Origin of the sequence: Maribacter zhoushanensis, assembly GCF_029350975.1 — a bacterium.
Classification (GTDB): Bacteria; Bacteroidota; Bacteroidia; order Flavobacteriales; family Flavobacteriaceae; genus Maribacter; species Maribacter zhoushanensis.
Window position 1 is genome coordinate 68220 of record NZ_JARKMR010000002.1, and the last position, 17635, is coordinate 85854.

Below are 17635 nucleotides of genomic sequence, written 5' to 3' on the forward strand. Positions count from 1 at the left end.
CTTTTGGCTATTAGCTTTAAGCTACTAGCATTTAATTGTTGTTTTAAAATAGCCTACTAGTTAATTGCTATAGGCTTACAGCTACGTAATTTTAATTACGTAACGGCTTACCCGTTTTCAACATGTGCTGAATTCGTTCTAAAGTTTTTCTTTCCGTACATAATGATAAGAAAGCTTCACGTTCTATATCCAATAAATATTGTTCGGATACTCGAGTAGGTTCTGATAAATCACCACCTGCCATTACATATGCAAGTTTGTTGGCAATTTTCTTGTCATGTTCACTGATATAATGGCTAGCCTCCATAGAGTCAGTACCAACTACGAACATACCTAATGCTTGTTTACCCAATACTTTAACATCGTTTCGGGCTGCTGGTTGTGTATAACCAGATTCTGCCATTAAAATAGCGTGTGCTTTCGCAGTTGCTATTTGACGATCTTTGTTGACTACAACAACATCCTTACCTTTTTGAAGTAATCCTAAATCAAACGCTTCATAAGCAGAAGTAGATACTTTTGCCATACCAATGGTTAAGAAATATTCTTGTAATACGTTTAATTCAACATCACCTTTCTTGAAAGTATCTTGTGCACGTAATGCCATTTCTTTAGAGCCACCTCCACCAGGAAGAACACCAACGCCAAATTCAACAAGACCCATATAGGTTTCTGCCGCAGCAACAACTTTGTCTGCATGTAATGAAATTTCACATCCACCACCTAAAGCCATACCATGTGGAGCAGAGATGGTAGGTATAGAAGAGTAACGCATGCGCATCATCGTGTCTTGGAAGAATTTAATAGCCATATTAAGCTCATCATATTCCTGCTCAACGGCCATCATAAAGATCATACCAATATTTGCACCTACAGAGAAATTGGCAGCTTGGTTACCAACAACCAAACCTCTATAATCTTTTTCGGCCATGTCTATAGCCTTGTTCAGGCCATTCAATACATCACCGCCAATGGTGTTCATTTTAGATTGGAATTCTACATTTAAAATTCCTTCACCTAAATCTTCAACAACAATACCTGCATTTTTAAATACTTCTTTAGATTTTCTAATATTATCCAATATGATAAATGAATCTTGTCCAGGAATTTTTTCCATAGACTTTTTCGGGATATCATAAAAGTAAGTACTTCCTTCTTTTACTGAATAAAAAGAGTCTACACCGGCATCTTTCATCTCTTGTACCCAAGCAGCAGCTTCTAAACCTTCTGCTTTAATAAACTCAAGACCTTTGTCTAGACCAACAGCGTCCCAAATTTGGAAAGGACCATGTTCCCAACCAAAACCAGCTTTCATGGCATCATCTATCTTGTAAAACTCATCTGTAATTTCAGGTATTCTATGCGATACGTAAGCGAACAACTGCCCAAAACTTTTACGGTAGAATTCACCTGCTTTATCTTTTCCTCCACAAAGAACAGCAAAGCGATCAACAACCTTGTCAATCGTTTTTGTTAACTCTAAGGTGGCAAATTTTGCGCTCTTTTTAGAACGATAATCCATCGTCTCTAAATCAAGCGTCAATATTTCAGTTTTACCTTTATCGTTTTTTGATTTCTTATAAAAACCTTGTCCCGTTTTACTTCCTAACCATTTGTTTTCCATCATTGTATTGATGAAACCAGGTAGTTTGAATAAATCATGACGTTCGTCATCTTTACAGTTGTCATAAATACCATTGGCAACGTGTACCAATGTATCTAAACCAACAACATCAACAGTTCTAAATGTTGCAGACTTTGGTCTACCAATCACAGGACCTGTCAATTTATCTACTTCCTCAACGGTCATATCCATATCTTTTACCATATGGAAAAGACTTTGAATACTGAATATTCCAATTCTATTACCAATGAATGCTGGAGTATCTTTAGCTACAACAGAAGTTTTTCCTAAAAACTTTTCACCGTATCCATTTAAAAACTCAAGTACATCTGCATCTGTTTTTGGACCAGGAATTATTTCAAAAAGTTTAAGGTAACGTGCCGGGTTAAAAAAGTGTGTACCACAGAAATGCTTTTGGAAATCTTCACTTCTGCCTTCAGACATAAATTTGATAGGAATACCAGAGGTGTTAGAGGTAATAAGTGTACCAGGTGTGCGGTACTTCTCTAAGTTTTCAAACACTTGTTTTTTAATATCCAAACGTTCAACTACGACCTCAATAATCCAATCTACCTTAGATACCTTTGCAATATCATCTTCTAAGTTTCCTGTAGTAATACGATTTGCAAATTTTTGATGGTAAATAGGAGATGGTTTAGATTTTAACGCTGCTTTTAGAGCATCGTTCACCATTCTGTTACGAACTACCTTATCTTGTAAGGTTAAACCTTTCGCTTTTTCTTTGTCATTTAGTTCACGAGGAACAATATCTAACAATAAAACCTCTACGCCAATATTTGCAAAATGACAGGCTATACCGCTACCCATTATTCCTGAGCCAATTACTGCTACTTTTTTAATGTGCTTGTTCATGTACTTTATGCTGTATTAATTTGATAAGTTGTATTAAAATAATTTTTTATCCGAAATGAGCTTGTTGATGACATCTGTTACTTCAAAAAAACTTTCTAGTTTTTCTTCCGTTACATTTTCCTTCACAGCTTCATTAAATCTAATAACGGTATTCTTAGAATCATTTCTTTTTTCTAAACCGAAATCAGTTAAATAAATAAGAACACCTCTACCATCTTTTGGGTTGGGTTTTCTTAAAATAAGACCTTTTTGCTCCATGCTTTTCAAAATTCTTGAAAGGCTAGTGGCTTCCATTCCCATTTTTGGACCCAACGAAGTAGAAGGTGTACCCGTCTTTGGGTCAATGCTCAATAAAGTAAATCCAACAGCCATAGTAGAATCAAAATTCTTTGCTTCTTCATTATACATTCTTGCTACTGCTTGCCATGTAGCTCTCAACGCATAATCTATCGTTGCTTCTCTCATACTCCTTTAGTTGGTTCCCAAATATAAGAAAATTTATTATGCATGCATAATAAATTAGTTTAAATTTTAGATAATCGGGTGTCGCTAAAGTAATTTGGGTGTTACCTTTTAAGTTTTGTTTTTAGGTTGGTTCTATTTTTTACAAGTTTCTTTCTTAAGCAGATAGGTTTAAAAAATACTTAAGAATAGTTTGCATTTTATTTGAACTAGTAATTACCTATTGCTAAAATCAATAACACCCAACTAAATATCATTTCTGAGCCTTAGTTGGGTGGTATAAATTAAAAGTATATTGTTTTATAAACTCTTAATGCTCATAAATATCATTATAAAGAGTCATGTATTTCTCTTTAATAATCTTCCTTTTCAATTTCATAGTAGGGGTAAGGTGTCCGCCTTCCATACTCCAAATATCAGGGGTAAGTCTAAATTGTTTTACTTTCTCCCATTTCGCAAATTTTTCATTTGCTTCGTTAATCTCTTGTTGGTATCGTTCCAGAACTTTTTCGTTCGTTATTAAGTTAGCATTGTCAGTAACACTGATATTGTGTAAAGCAGCCCAATCTTTTAAGAATTCAAAATCTGGCTGAATCAATGCAGCAGGCATTTTTTCACCTTCACCAACAACCATAATCTGTTCTATAAACCTTGATTGCTTAAAACGATTTTCTAAAAGCTGGGGTGCTACATATTTACCGCCCGAGGTTTTGAACATTTCTTTTTTACGATCGGTAATTTTTAAGAAACCTTCGCTATCTAGTTCACCTATATCTCCTGTTAAGAAATAACCATCTACGATTACCTCTTTAGTTTTTTCTTCATCTTTATAATAGCCCAACATTACTTGTGGACCTTTAATACATATTTCACCGTCAGACGCAATCTTAACTTCGGTTTGTCCAATAGGTTTACCTACTGTTCCAATTTTAAAACCACCTTCACGCATATCGTTTACTGAAATAACAGGTGAAGTTTCAGACAATCCGTAACCTTCCATAAGTCCGAATTCGGCTGCATTGAAAATTCGAGATAAACGCGGTTGTAAAGCTGCGCTACCAGATGCTATTAATCCTAGGTTACCACCTAAACCCTCTTTCCATTTGCTGAAAATTAATTTTCTAGCAATAGATAATTTTTTTTCGTACCACCATCCGTTTTGTCCGTATGGTTCATATTTAAGTCCAAGATCAACTGCCCAAAAGAAAAGTTTCTTTTTAATACCGGTAAGTTCTGTTCCTTTGGCATAAATTTTATCATATACCTTTTCTAAAAGTCTTGGTACCGCTGTCATTACATGCGGACTGGTTTCTTTAAGGTTGTCACTAATTTTATCTAATGATTCTGCATAGTAAATAGATACACCTCTATATTGGTATAGATATATTAGCATACGCTCATACACATGGCAAAGTGGTAAGAAACTTAATGCCTTTGTTTTACCATCGTCTATAGGAAAGCGTTTAGAGCTTTCAATAGCATTGGTTACCAAATTATTGTGAGATAGCATAACACCTTTAGGTCTGCCGGTTGTACCAGAAGTATAAATTAATGTGGCCAAATCATTAGGTGTAACTGCATTCATTAGTTTTTCTACTTCATCTTGGTTAGATGTATCTGTACCTAATTCAATGACCTTTTCCCAATTATCGCAATTAGAAAGTTCATCAAATGAAAAGACATTTTCTAAACTTTTGACTTGATCTTTAATTGCGGTTACTTTTTCATGTACTTCATTACAAGAAACAAAACAGAATTTTGCTTCAGAATGATTTAATACATAAGCATAATCATCTTCAGAAATAGTAGGGTAAATAGGAACATTTTGAGCACCAAGTTGAAGAATGCCAATATCCATAATATTCCACTCAGTTCTATTGGTGAGGGATATTACGGCAATCTTGTCATTAGGTTTTACACCCAGGCGTAAAAGCCCGCGACTAATAGCGTTTGCTTTATCTATATATTCTTGAGTAGATGTTTTTATCCACTCTCCATTTGTCTTCGAAACCAATGACTCTTTTAAAGAGTGCTTTTCAAGTTGGTAATATGGAAAATCAAAAAGACGTGTTACTTTATGCATACTTAAATTCTAATAAGAATTGCAAAATAGTGAAAGAACTCGATATTTTAAAATTGTATTGTTAAATAAAATAGCATCTCATTACAATATTCTTAATTATAGACTTTTAGAGTGTAGTCCATCGAATTTTACCATTTACCTACAATAAATTGTAATTGAGCGTGTTATCTATACATCTCAAATAAATGTAGGAAAATTCTGTAATTATATCTATTATTTTTGAGAAAAATATTTTATCCCAAATTGTAGAAAATATGGAAAAAAATTACTTTACTAAATCTTTACTTTATCTAATTACAGTTATTTCGCTCACATTAACCTCTTGGAAAGTTAGTGCGCAATCAGAACCTTTTAATTGTGACTTTAATGCATATTTATTTCAGTACAACGATATCTATGCCTTGGATCTAGCTTCGGGCAGTTCTTATTTGGTTGCTGAAGATATAACTCCGGGTAACGTTAATGGCGTGGGTTATAATCCTGCAGATGGTTATTTATGGGGATACTTATCCACACCATCGAGTACTATTGTTAGAATAGGTAAAGACTATAGTGTAGACCAATATACAATACCTGAATTACCAACGGGAAATAAATATGTTGGAGACATATCTCCTGACGGTGTTTATTATTTTAAAGCTGGTGGTTCATCATATTATAAGGTAGATATTAATCCAGCTTCACCAACTTATTTAGAGTATATAGGTGCTTTTGAACTTAGTCAAAGTCTTAGTATTGCGGACTGGGCTTTTAACGCTGCCGATGGTATGTTGTATACGGTAGAGGGCGGAAGTAGAAAATTATATAAAATTGATCCTGAGACAGGTAAAGTCTACAATTTAGGTGAAGTTCCTATTTTAGAGGGTTTACGATATACTTTTGGAGCGGTCTATTTTGATGTAGATGGCAACTTCTATATTTCTGCCAACCAAACAGGTTCCGTCTATAAAATTGAACAAGTACAGGATGTAGTAAGCGGAAATATGAAATCTAACATATTCGCATTTGGTCCTGCGGCATCAAGTAATGATGGTGCACGTTGTCCAACAGCTCCTGTACCACAAGAAGATTGTTTAAATGGAGTAGACGACGATGGCGACGGATTGGTAGATTGTGATGATCCATCTTGTTCAGGTGTTGCTGCATGTCCCGTAATCGTTACAACCTCTAGTGCCAATAAAGGCGGATTGGAAAGTAATGACAGGTTGGCTAATTTAATAAGTAAAAGAAATTTTAATAGAGCTAAGACCAATTACGTATTTGATAAGTTGAATGCAAAAAAACTAGTTAAAAACACCTATTACGGATTAAGTTCTAAAACAGATGTAAAAGAGATTCCTTTAAATAGCTTAGTACCACTAGGCGTTGTTGGAGAAACCAGTACAATAGAATCATCTCCAAGTGATTTGTTAGACTTGACAAATGCATCTGACATTTATTCGGTAGATTATTTGAACGGGTCTGATAACTTAGGATCGTTAATGGTTATTAAGACAGAAAACAAAGTTTACGAACATAGTAAGTTCATTTGTGATCGTTTTCTTGGTGCAGAGTTGCTGTCCGTTACCAATATACAGTTAAGAGAAAAAGATTTTATCAAGTCTATCATAAAACAGCCAGACGGAAGTCTTGAGTTTGCTTTGACTTTTTCAGCTAGAGTAAATGCAGATGATAATTTTACTATTGAATCGCATTGGAATATTGATGCTTATGCAAGTGAAACTTCATATTATAATTTTCAAATCTGGTCAAACTCGGTAGATGATTTGTTATTGTTGGCAGATGAAATTTTAAATCTATTAGAAGTTAATGCTGATATTACCAAATATAACGGTTCAACTCCGCCACCGGTGTTTGTGAAGTCTGCAAGTTATAAAAATGGTGAAGTGCTATTAAATATCGTAAATAACAATAATTCTGAAAGTATTAATCTAGAAGGTGGTTTAAAACTTACCGAAACTAGTGATACCGAAGTATTAGGAGTTTCTGCCGATATAGACGGGTATTTAGATTCCGTTGCTTTAAAAACAGGAACATTGTTTGATTTGGGCTTTAGGATAAGCGCAGGACTAGGTACTACACCAGATGACTTGTTCGTAGCAGATGCGCCTTGGGGATTAGATGATTCTGGAGAGCAAACTAAAATGACAAGTTATGAGGTTTTACCTGCGGATGGACCATACGTTGGTGAAGGTTACCCAATAGAAAGAAATATAAAATTAGAAGGTTCTACTAGTACTTATTTAGGCGCATACCGTGCTTTGAGCCCAAGATTTACGGCTGTAGATTTAAGTGATTACAGCAAAGTAAGTTTCGAGGCAAAAGGTACGGGTAGTTTAGACGTGCAGTTAATTAGAGGTGATGGTTCTATCTATAAAACGACTGTAAGCTTAGATAATGAAATGGATATGTATACATTATCTGAGACCGATTTTAAAAATGATTCGGATGCAGGAACAGATTTTTCAGATATAAAAGTATTATCGTTCAATCTTGTGGCAGAGAACGGTTATGCAGAAGAGAAATCAATGGAGCTACAAAATATAGATTTTCATAATCGTGAGCCAGGTCAAGAATTCGTAGACTCAGACTTAAATAAGTCAGTAGTTTACCCGAATCCTATGATGGAGAGCGCCAGCTTATATTTCTATGAAGAGAACGCAGATACTTATCAGTTAGATATTTATTCTTTGAGCGGTAAACTTCTAGGAAATCATCACATGGAAGGTGAGAGTGTAGCCGGACAGAATGAAATAGTTGTAGAAAGAAAAGATTTAGCCCCAGGGTTATACCTCTATAAGTTGCAAAACTCCAATGAGAAAATATGGAGCGGAAGGCTTTTAGTTAGATAATACGTTTTGGTTGTAAAAAAAGCTGTGTACCCCAGACATGGGAGTGCACAGCTTTTGCTTTTTTATGAATTAAAAGTATTATTTCTGATTGTCTACCCAGGCTTTAGCGTTTTTGAAAGCTTCTAGCCAAGGTGATACTTCGTCATTTCTATCCGTTGGGTAATGTGCCCAGTTCCATGGAAAAATAGAACGCTCAATATGTGGCATGGTCACTAGGTGTCTACCGGTTTTATCACAAAGCATAGCAGTGTTGAAATCACTACCATTTGGGTTTGCCGGGTAACCTTCATAACCGTACTTGGCTACAATATCATAGTTGTCTTCTGATAGCGGTAAAGCAAATTTGCCTTCACCGTGAGAAATCCATACACCAAGTTTACTACCCTCTAAAGAAGAAAGCATAACAGAGTTGTTTTTCTGAATTTCTACGGAGGTAAAATTACTCTCATGCTTATGAGATTCATTGTAGGTCATTTTGCCGTGAGTTTCGTGTTCAGGGTTAATTAAATCTAACTCCATGAACAATTGGCATCCGTTACAAATACCTATTGATAAGGTGTCTGGTCTGGCAAAGAAGTTTTTAATGACTGTATTAGCCTTTTCATTGTATTTAATAGCTCCTGCCCATCCTTTTGCGCTACCGAGTACATCTGAATTGGAGAAGCCGCCAACAGCCCCTAAAAATTGAATATCTTCAAGATTTTCTCGACCGGAGATTAAATCGGTCATGTGAACGTCTTTTACATCAAACCCTGCTAAATACATCGCATTAGCCATTTCACGTTCAGAGTTACTACCTTTTTCACGTAGAATAGCTGCTTTTGGTCTTCCGTTGCTTGAAGTTTTGGAGCGGTTTGCCAGAGTTATTGGTGTTGTACTTGGAAATTGATATTGTAAAGGTTGAATCTTATAGTTGTCAAATCTATCTTTTGCTAAATCATTTGCAGTTTGCTGATTGTCCAGTAAATAAGAAGTTTTAAACCAAGTATCACGTAAGGTATCAATATTCAGCCCCATTTCCATACCATTATTTTTAACGGTAAGTGTAGCTTCTTTAGTAACTGTTCCTATTTTCTTGGCATCAATGTTCTTAAACTTCAATATAGCTTCAATACTATCATCACTGGCTTGAAAAACAATACCGGCATTTTCAGAGAACAATAGCTTAATGGTATCGGCTTCACCTAAACTTGTAAGGTCAAGATTTGCTCCTAATTCAGTATCTGCAAAACATAATTCTAACAGCGTAGTAATCAATCCGCCAGAAGCAACATCATGTCCGGCAACAATTTTATCTTCTTTAATTAAAGATTGAATGGTGTTAAAAACAGTTTTAAAGTAAGCTGAGTCAGTAATAGTAGGAGTTTCATTACCAATACTATTCCTAGTTTGGGCAAAAGAAGATCCACCTAATTTAAAGTTGTCTTTAGATAAGTTGATGTAGTAGATTGCGTCCGCATTTTTTTGTAAAACTGGCTCAACTACCTTGGTGATATCGCTACAGTTACCAGCAGCGGAAATTACTACGGTACCTGGAGAGATCACATCACCATCTTTATATTTTTGTTTCATGGAAAGTGAATCCTTTCCTGTAGGGACATTGATTCCTAAATCAATAGCAAAATCAGAAACCGCCTGTACGGCTTTGTATAAACGCGCATCTTCACCTTCGTTTTTACAAGGCCACATCCAGTTGGCAGAAAGTGATACGGAAGCCAAGCCATCTTTTAGCGGTGCCCAAATCAAATTGGTCAACGATTCTGCAATACTATTTTTACTACCTGCAGCAGGGTCTATTAATGCAGAAATAGGGGAGTGCCCAATACTTGTAGCAATACCTTCTTTACCTTTAAAATCTAAGGCCATTACACCACAGTTGTTCAACGGCAATTGTAATGATCCAACACATTGTTGTTTTGCCACACGACCACCAACACAGCGGTCAACTTTATTTGTAAGCCAATCTTTACTGGCAACGGCTTCTAGCTGAAGAACGGCGTCCAAATAATCATGGAAAAATTCTAATGAATACTCTGCATTTTTATAATCACGTTTTACCGTAGAATCTGTCATTACCGTTTTAGGAGAACTACCGAACATATCAGATAATTCTAGGTCCATTGGCTTGGCGCCATTGGTTTTAGATTCAAATGTAAATCTGTCATCACCAGTAACATCACCCACTTCAAACATTGGTGAACGCTCACGGTCAGCAATACGTTGCAACAAGTCAATATCTTTCTTTCCGATAACAAGCCCCATACGTTCTTGAGATTCGTTACCGATTATTTCTTTGGCAGAAAGGGTAGGATCACCAACAGGTAATTTGTCTAAATCTATTTTTCCACCGGTTTCTTCCACTAATTCAGATAAACAATTTAAATGTCCGCCGGCACCATGGTCATGAATAGATACAATAGTATTTTCATCACTTTCTACCATACCACGTATGGCATTGGCAGCTCTTTTTTGCATTTCAGGGTTAGAACGCTGTACTGCATTTAATTCTATTGCAGAGCTAAATTCTCCGGTATCTGCACTAGAAACAGCGGCACCGCCCATACCAATTCGGTAATTATCACCACCTAGAATTACAATTTTATTATCTGTTTCAGGTTTGTCTTTTATGGCTTGCTCCACTTTACCGTAACCAATACCACCAGCTTGCATGATCACTTTATCATAACCTAGTCTGCGATTATTGTTGGTGTTTGAAGCATCTTGTTCTGTTGAATCGAACGGAGTAGAAGCTTCATCATATTCAAATGTAAGCACCGATCCAGAGATTAAAGGTTGTCCAAATTTGTTTCCAAAATCAGAAGCACCATTAGAAGCTTTTATAAGGATGTCCATAGGAGTTTGGTATAACCAATCTCTCTCTTGCATTCCCTTTTCCCAAGGTCTTTCTTTTTCTAAACGAGAATAAGCGGTCATGTAAACAGCTGTACCGGCTAGAGGTAAAGAACCTTTACCGCCAGCTAAACGATCCCTTATTTCTCCACCAGCACCAGTTGCTGCTCCATTAAAAGGCTCTACTGTTGTAGGGAAATTGTGTGTTTCCGCTTTTATAGAAATTACTGAAGCAAACTCTTTCTCTTGATAGAAATCTGGCTTATCGGCAGTTTTTGGAGCAAATTGCATTACTCTAGGTCCTTTTACAAAGGCAACATTGTCTTTATAGGCAGATACAATATCGTTAGGAAATTCTTGCGAAGTTTTCTTTATTAGTTTAAATAACGAGGAAGGCATTTCTTCACCATCAATAACAAAAGTGCCATTGAATATTTTGTGTCTACAATGTTCAGAGTTTACTTGACTGAACCCGAAAACCTCAGAATCAGTTAGTTTTCTACCAAGCTTTTTACTTAGGTTTTCCAAGTAATCAACTTCTTCGTCATTCAGTGCTAGACCTTCTTGTTGGTTAAAGGCAGCTATATTTTCAATATTCAATATAGGTTTAGGTTCTACATGAACATCAAAAACCTCTTGATTTAGCGAACCGTATTTTTGAGAAATCATGGGGTCAAATCCTGTAAATTTTTCTTCTACAGCATTGAACTCCTCAATTCTAATAATGCTAGAAACGCCCATATTTTGAGTGATCTCAGTTGCATTGGTACTCCAAGGAGTAATCATTGCGGCTCTAGGACCAACAAAAAAGGCGTCAAGAGACGCCGCATTTATTTTAGGTTGGTTGCCGAACAACCATATAAGTTTACTTATATCTTCAGATGAAAGTTCCTTAGCGGTCTGTACCGCAAAAACCTTTTTGCTAGGTTCCCCAAAAAAGTGAATCATTGTAGTGTGTCTGGTATTGATTTTGAATTACAAAATTAAGACTTTACAAGTAACTATTTACGCTAATCTGAAACACTTTTAAACAGTAATTGTTAATGAAATAAGTAAGATTTTGTTATACCTTTATTGTCTGGCTTTGTGGTGTTAATAAAGAAACACTTTAAAGTCTGAAAATTAGATTTTTGCAATAAACATATAAATAGTATGTTTGTTAGACTTTAATTAATTATAAAATTTACAGCAGATTTTGGTTGTTGTTAAAATGTAATATGCATGGCGAAAGCAAATAATGAGACTCAGGCACTTGACTATAGTATGGAAATGATAGGGGGTAAGTGGAAACCAATTATTCTATATCATGTCAATAAAGGTACGAACAGATTTAATAAGCTTTTTTCTGAAATAGAAAGCATCAATCGTCAAATGTTGAGCAAGCAATTAAAGTCATTAGAACGTTCAGGTATTTTGGATCGTACATTATATGGTGAAATTCCGCCACGTGTAGAATATACATTGACACCGTTAGGTAAATCGCTACTTCCGGTGGTTCAGGCTATAACAGACTGGGGACAGAAGCAAATAGTTGAGACCGTAGTAATTTCCGAAGTTGTAGAAGTCGAAAAAATTCCGGAAATAAAAGAAAAACCAGAAATAAAAGAAGTGCCTAAAGCACCAGAAATTTTAGAAGTTAAAAAAGATGTTGAAATTAAAAAAGAGGCAGAAGTTGAGGAAGCTCCAAAAGTTCCTCAAAATCAGCAGTTGCCACTTTTTTAGTGTTTATTATAGAATTTTATACGTTTTCAAATATGGATTTTATCGCCATGTAAAATCCATTTTACTTTAAAATAGTTTACTTAGGTTTTGAATTAGACAAAAATTGATTGTTTGTGCATGTGTAATCATCAATTTGTGTAACTTCTAGCAACTAATTCAAAAAACCATCATGAAACAAAGAACTACGCTATTGGCATTTGCATGCTGTTTATTCTCCTTAAGCTTTACGTATGCGAAGCAGAAAAAATCAAAAAAACAAATTGAAAAGTTAAAAACCGAGGTAGCAGGGTTGGTCGTTGACAACAAAAAGTTGGCTCAGGTAATGGTCGATAAGATTTTCAGCTTCTCGGAATTAGGATTTCAAGAAGTGGAATCTTCTAAATACTTAACTGGAATTTTAGCAGAAAACGGATTCGAAATAGAGAATTCAATTTCGGGAATTCCTACCGCTTGGTTCGCGACCTGGAGCAATGGAGAAGGACCAACAATTGCTTTAGGTAGTGATGTGGATTGTATTCCTAAGGCGTCTCAATATCCTGGTGTTGCCTATCATAAGCCAATAGTTGAAGGAGCTCCGGGGCATGGTGAAGGTCATAACTCTGGTATTCCCATGAATATAACTTCCGCCTTGGCGGTTAAAAAAATAATGGAACGCGAAAATATTGGCGGCACGTTAATGGTCTGGCCAGGTATTGCAGAGGAACTTGTTGCTGCTAAAGCTTGGTATGTAAGAGATGGTCGTTTTGATGATATTGATATGTGTATTTTTACTCATGTAGGTAATAATTTAGGTGTCTCTTATGGACCAACACGGGGTACGGGATTAATATCTGTAGAATACTCCTTTGACGGTGAGGCGGCCCACTCCGCAGGCTCTCCGTGGAGAGGTAAAAGTGCCTTAGATGCTGCAGAGTTAATGAATATAGCGTGGAATTATAAGCGTGAGCATTTACATCCTTTAAAGCGTTCTCATTCTATATTTACAGATGCTGGTGATCAGCCTAATGTAGTGCCGTCAAAAGCTGCAGTATGGTTCTATTTTAGAGATATTAAATATGAGGGGATTATGGAAATGTACGCTATGGCTAATGATATGGCTGAAGGCGCAGCATTAATGACAGGAACTACAATGACTTCGAAAGTTTTAGGTACGGCTTGGCCCAGGCATTATAATAAGGTAATTGCTGAAACCATGTATTCCAATATCAAGGAAGTAGGTTTGCCAGATTGGTCTGAAGCAGATCAGCAACTGGCAAAAGCAGTGCAAAAAGAAGTGAACTCAGAAAAAATAGAAGGTTTGCCACTAGAACTGGCTGAATTAGGATTGCCGGTCTTAGAACCCATTAGTGGTGGATCGGATGATATTGGTGATATTTCTTGGAAGGTGCCAACGGTAACGTTGAGGTACCCATCTAATATTCCAGGATTGCAGGGACATCATTGGAGTAACGCCATAACAATGGCAACGCCAATTGCCCATAAAGGGGTTGTAGCGGGAGCAAAAGTAGAGGCTATGACCATAATAGACTTTTTATTGAAGCCTGATTTATTGGAAGGTGCTTGGGATTATTTTAATAACGAACAGCAAAAAGAAACAAAGTATCGACCTATGATTTCTGAAAGCGACTTACCTCCAATTTATTTGAATAAGGATAAGCAAGATCAGTTTAGATCAGAATTGGAAAAATATTATTATGATGAAACAAAGTATGATACCTATTTGGAACAATTGGGTATTGAATACCCAACTTTAAAAGATTAGCCGATTAAATACTACCCATCAAAAAAGCCTTTCAATTCTTAAAATTGAAAGGCTTTTAATTTTTTAGTAAATAAATTACATGCTTTTCTCTAGTAAAGCCATATAAAAGCCGTCATAACCACTTTTAGAAGCGTATATCTTTTTGTCTCTTACCAAAGTAAAATCTTTTCCTTCTTCAGACTTCAAGAAAGACTGCACTTGGTGGCTGTTTTCTTGCGGTAGAATAGAACAAGTAGCATAAACCATTTTACCACCTGGTTTAACTATTTTACTATAGTTTCTAATGATTTCATGTTGTGTTTTTACAATTTTATGAAGAAACTCCGGTTTCATTTTCCATTTAGAATCTGGGTTTCTTCTTAAAACGCCAAGTCCTGTACAAGGTGCATCAATAAGAACTCTATCGGCACTACCATAAAGCTTCTTGTAAACTTTAGTTGAATCTATTTCACGAACTTCAATATTGTGTGCTCCATTACGTCTGGCGCGTCTCTTAAGTTCTTTCAATTTACTACCGTAAATATCCATAGAAATCAATTGACCTTTGTTTTCCATTAGTGCCGCTAAGTGTAATGATTTACCACCGGCACCGGCACAAGTATCAACAACACGTTGCCCAGGTTCCACATCTAAGAACTCTGCAACCAGTTGTGAAGAAGCATCTTGTACTTCAAACATTCCGTTTTTAAATGCTTGAGTAACAAAAACGTTTGCTCTTTCAACCAATTTTAGGGCAGAGGCATATCCTCTAATTGGCTCGGCAACAATATTTTCGTTCAATAATGCTTTGCGTAATTCTTCTTTGTTAGTTCTTAAAGTATTGGTACGTAGAATTACTTCTGCAGGCTGATTAAGTTTGGCAAGCTCTTCGGTCCATAATTTTTCACCTAAAGCTTTTTCGCATAATTCATCTATCCAATCTGGCACAGCTTCTCTAAACTTTCTAATTTGCGAAAGTTCGTCGAATTTACCTTTTATTCTTCGCTCAGGTGTAGGTTCGATCTGTTTCCAGTCTGGCAGTTTAATACCTTTTAAAACTGCCCAAACAGCCCACATACGAAAAAGATCAGGTCTGCTAAAAGGTGCTTTTACCTCTGCTATTTCAGTATATAAACGCTTATAGCGTACCATTTCATAGGTAGTCTCGGCAATAAAACCACGGTCTCTAGAACCCCACCGTTTATCGTATCGTAATACTTTTTGAACTACCTTATCGGCATATTCGTTTTCGTTGAAGATGAGGTTTAGGGCGTCTATCACGGCAAACACCAAATTTCTGTGTAATTTCATTAGAATAGCTATTATTACTTTGTCAGAAGGTTTAAGCCGTCATTGTATTGATTATCGATTAGATAGGCTTTTGTTCTCCAAAAATTTATGGCTGCAAAGGTATTGTTTTAGAAGCGATTCCATTTATTTTTGATGAACTTTATACCAGATTACTATGCGTTACACCTTTCTTTTGATTGTTTTGATGATTTCATGTGCTAAAAGTGTTCCAAAATCTCCCTTCAATTCTGTAGAAATTGAAACGTTATATACAGATTCATTAAGTATTAGGGCAGTTGAGTTGATGGGTAATAGTTTGGCTTTTGCTGCAAACAATGGCACATTTGGTACGGTTGATTTAACTACAGGGAAAGTTCGTGCCAATGTTGAAAAATACCATACAAGTATACCAGCTTTCAGGGCGGTAGCGCATACGAGCACCGATTTTTTTATGCTTTCAATTGAGTCGCCGGCACTTCTTTATAAAACAGGGGAAAATGGACGAATGGAACTGGTCTATAAAGAGGAGGGAGAAGGAGTATTTTATGATGCCATGACGTTTTTAAATGATAAAGACGGAATTGCAATAGGAGATTCTGTAAACGGATGTTTAAGTATCATTATAACTTCAGATGGAGGAAAAACATGGTCTAAATTGCCTTGTTCGCAATTACCGGATGGAATTGAAGGTGAAGGTGCATTTGCAGCTAGTAACACAAATATTGAAACACTTAATGATAACATTTGGGTAGCGACTACATCTGGTAGAATTCTTTTTTCCTCTGATAAGGGAAAATCATGGGAAGTTTTTAAAACTCCTATGAAAAATAATGAACCAACTGAGGGTATTTATTCAATTGATTTTTTTGATGAAAACTTAGGATTTGCAATTGGTGGCGATTATACCAAACCAGATGACTCTAAAGCTAACAAAGCAATTACTAAAGATGGTGGAAAAACTTGGGATTTAATTGCAGACGGAAAAGAGCCGGGTTATAAAAGTTGCGTTCAGTTTGTTCCAGGGTCAAACGGAACGGGCTTAGTTGCTTTAGGGTTTAAGGGAATATCGTATTCTTCGGATATGGGTGCTACTTGGAAAGAATTATCAAAAGAATCTTTCTATACCCTACGATTTAAAAATGATTCTGTAGCTTATGTAGCAGGTAAAAACCGCATTTCTAAATTAACGTTCAAGTAGTTATTTACCGCCTTTATTCTGGCGATATTGTTTCATTAGCTGTCGTTTAAATTCTTCTTCTGAACGTAATAACAAAAGTGTTTTTTTAGCAGTTATCACTTTGCTGATTTTATTTAAAAAACTAGTGTCTAGAGCTTCTTCTTCCTCTTCAATTTGAATGTGTAATGCCAAAAGATTTTCGGCTTCTTTCTCTGTTAGAGCATCCGCATCTTTTATTTTACCTCTTATCTGGTTATGACTTTTTCTGCGTAGTACATTTCTCTTTTCTTGGTACTCATTATAAACTGGCCAAAAATCTTGAGCTTCTTTAGTGTTTAAAGAAAGCTTTTCTGTTATGAAAGCTACTTTTAAAGTGTTTATTTTTTCCCAGTCTTGCTTTTTTTGAGCAAAAGAGAAGCTGGTTGCACAAAGGCATATGATTATTATTAATTTATTCATTGTCTTCAAAATTTAATTCATCAAAATCGCTCACATTTTCGTTTAAGTAGTCTAGAAGGTTGTCACTTTCTATAGGTGAGCTTAAAAAATCTGAATATTCGGTATTCGTTACTGGTAATACTTCTGCAATTTCATACGGAGATAAACCAAAATCATTATTTTCAAAATAAGCTTCAATATCAGTATTTGCAAGGTCTTCAAAACTTAAGTCGTTAGAAGAATTCCAATCATAATTTAAAGCAATGACTGCTATGGCAGCAATAGATGCGGCTACAGCAAAAACTTTCTTTATAGAAAAAAGAGGTATAACCTTGGGTTCGTTATTTAACTGCTTTTTTAAGGTCTCATTGAACGATTTAAAATAATTATCAGGTACATTGAATGCGCTATCTTTTGGGAAAGTGCTTTCTGGTTTAGATAACTTGTCCATTAGTTTATCCTCAAAACTATTGAAATAGCTTTCTGGAGTTTTAAACGGATTATTTTTGTTTTTGTTCATGAT

At 35.8% G+C, this 17635-nt stretch carries 11 protein-coding genes; 4 read left to right on the forward strand and 7 right to left on the reverse strand.

Annotation, left to right across the window (positions count from 1 at the left end):
• Window positions 1-91: 91 nt before the first annotated feature.
• From PXD56_RS06770 to PXD56_RS06780, 3 genes are all read right to left on the reverse strand, one after another.
• Entirely contained in the window at window positions 92-2497 is a 2406-nt protein-coding gene (locus tag PXD56_RS06770) for a 3-hydroxyacyl-CoA dehydrogenase/enoyl-CoA hydratase family protein (RefSeq protein ID WP_276492581.1), read from the reverse strand.
• A gap of 33 nt (window positions 2498-2530) precedes the next feature.
• Window positions 2531-2962, reverse strand: a complete 432-nt coding sequence (locus tag PXD56_RS06775) for a MarR family winged helix-turn-helix transcriptional regulator (protein WP_276492582.1) — start codon at window positions 2960-2962, stop codon at window positions 2531-2533.
• A gap of 307 nt (window positions 2963-3269) precedes the next feature.
• Window positions 3270-5042, reverse strand: coding sequence for an AMP-dependent synthetase/ligase (locus PXD56_RS06780; protein WP_276492583.1), 1773 nt, complete (start codon window positions 5040-5042; stop codon window positions 3270-3272).
• A gap of 254 nt (window positions 5043-5296) precedes the next feature.
• Between PXD56_RS06780 and PXD56_RS06785 the strand changes: the two genes are divergently transcribed.
• A complete protein-coding gene (locus PXD56_RS06785) occupies window positions 5297-7894 on the forward strand; it encodes a DUF6923 family protein (protein WP_276492584.1) in 2598 nt (865 codons plus the stop codon).
• 78 nt (window positions 7895-7972) lie between these two features.
• Here the strand turns inward: PXD56_RS06785 and purL are convergent, their stop codons facing one another.
• Window positions 7973-11692 carry a phosphoribosylformylglycinamidine synthase gene (gene purL / locus PXD56_RS06790; RefSeq protein WP_276492585.1) on the reverse strand — a complete coding sequence of 1240 codons (3720 nt, stop codon included), beginning with the start codon at window positions 11690-11692 and terminating at the stop codon, window positions 7973-7975.
• 273 nt (window positions 11693-11965) lie between these two features.
• Between purL and PXD56_RS06795 the strand changes: the two genes are divergently transcribed.
• A complete protein-coding gene (locus PXD56_RS06795) occupies window positions 11966-12466 on the forward strand; it encodes a winged helix-turn-helix transcriptional regulator (RefSeq protein WP_276492586.1) in 501 nt (166 codons plus the stop codon).
• Window positions 12467-12635: 169 nt separating this feature from the next.
• Entirely contained in the window at window positions 12636-14228 is a 1593-nt protein-coding gene (locus PXD56_RS06800) for a zinc-binding metallopeptidase family protein (protein WP_276492587.1), read from the forward strand.
• A gap of 75 nt (window positions 14229-14303) precedes the next feature.
• Here the strand turns inward: PXD56_RS06800 and PXD56_RS06805 are convergent, their stop codons facing one another.
• Window positions 14304-15518, reverse strand: a complete 1215-nt coding sequence (locus PXD56_RS06805) for an RsmB/NOP family class I SAM-dependent RNA methyltransferase (RefSeq protein ID WP_276492588.1) — start codon at window positions 15516-15518, stop codon at window positions 14304-14306.
• A 154-nt stretch (window positions 15519-15672) separates the two neighbouring features.
• On the opposite strand from PXD56_RS06805, the gene PXD56_RS06810 reads away from it, so the two are divergent.
• Complete coding sequence (locus tag PXD56_RS06810) at window positions 15673-16695, forward strand: WD40/YVTN/BNR-like repeat-containing protein (protein ID WP_276492589.1); 1023 nt, start codon at window positions 15673-15675, stop codon at window positions 16693-16695.
• Here PXD56_RS06810 and PXD56_RS06815 read toward each other — a convergent pair whose 3' ends face one another.
• Both PXD56_RS06815 and PXD56_RS06820 read right to left on the reverse strand, forming a co-directional pair.
• Window positions 16696-17133, reverse strand: a complete 438-nt coding sequence (locus PXD56_RS06815; RefSeq protein WP_276492590.1) for a hypothetical protein — start codon at window positions 17131-17133, stop codon at window positions 16696-16698.
• Window positions 17126-17632: a hypothetical protein gene (locus PXD56_RS06820; RefSeq protein ID WP_276492591.1), complete on the reverse strand. Its 507-nt coding sequence runs from the start codon at window positions 17630-17632 to the stop codon at window positions 17126-17128. The genes PXD56_RS06815 and PXD56_RS06820 overlap by 8 nt, the downstream gene beginning before the upstream one ends.
• Window positions 17633-17635: the final 3 nt, after the last annotated feature.

Coding starts and splice junctions, on each gene's coding strand:
- PXD56_RS06800 (WP_276492587.1), top strand. CDS start 12,636: ATGAAACAAAGAACTACGCTATTGGCATTTGCATGCTGTTTATTCTCC.
- PXD56_RS06810 (WP_276492589.1), top strand. CDS start 15,673: ATGCGTTACACCTTTCTTTTGATTGTTTTGATGATTTCATGTGCTAAA.
- PXD56_RS06775 (WP_276492582.1), bottom strand. CDS start 2,962: ATGAGAGAAGCAACGATAGATTATGCGTTGAGAGCTACATGGCAAGCA.
- purL (WP_276492585.1), bottom strand. CDS start 11,692: ATGATTCACTTTTTTGGGGAACCTAGCAAAAAGGTTTTTGCGGTACAG.
- PXD56_RS06785 (WP_276492584.1), top strand. CDS start 5,297: ATGGAAAAAAATTACTTTACTAAATCTTTACTTTATCTAATTACAGTT.
- PXD56_RS06795 (WP_276492586.1), top strand. CDS start 11,966: ATGGCGAAAGCAAATAATGAGACTCAGGCACTTGACTATAGTATGGAA.
- PXD56_RS06815 (WP_276492590.1), bottom strand. CDS start 17,133: ATGAATAAATTAATAATAATCATATGCCTTTGTGCAACCAGCTTCTCT.
- PXD56_RS06805 (WP_276492588.1), bottom strand. CDS start 15,518: ATGAAATTACACAGAAATTTGGTGTTTGCCGTGATAGACGCCCTAAAC.
- PXD56_RS06770 (WP_276492581.1), bottom strand. CDS start 2,497: ATGAACAAGCACATTAAAAAAGTAGCAGTAATTGGCTCAGGAATAATG.
- PXD56_RS06780 (WP_276492583.1), bottom strand. CDS start 5,042: ATGCATAAAGTAACACGTCTTTTTGATTTTCCATATTACCAACTTGAA.
- PXD56_RS06820 (WP_276492591.1), bottom strand. CDS start 17,632: ATGAACAAAAACAAAAATAATCCGTTTAAAACTCCAGAAAGCTATTTC.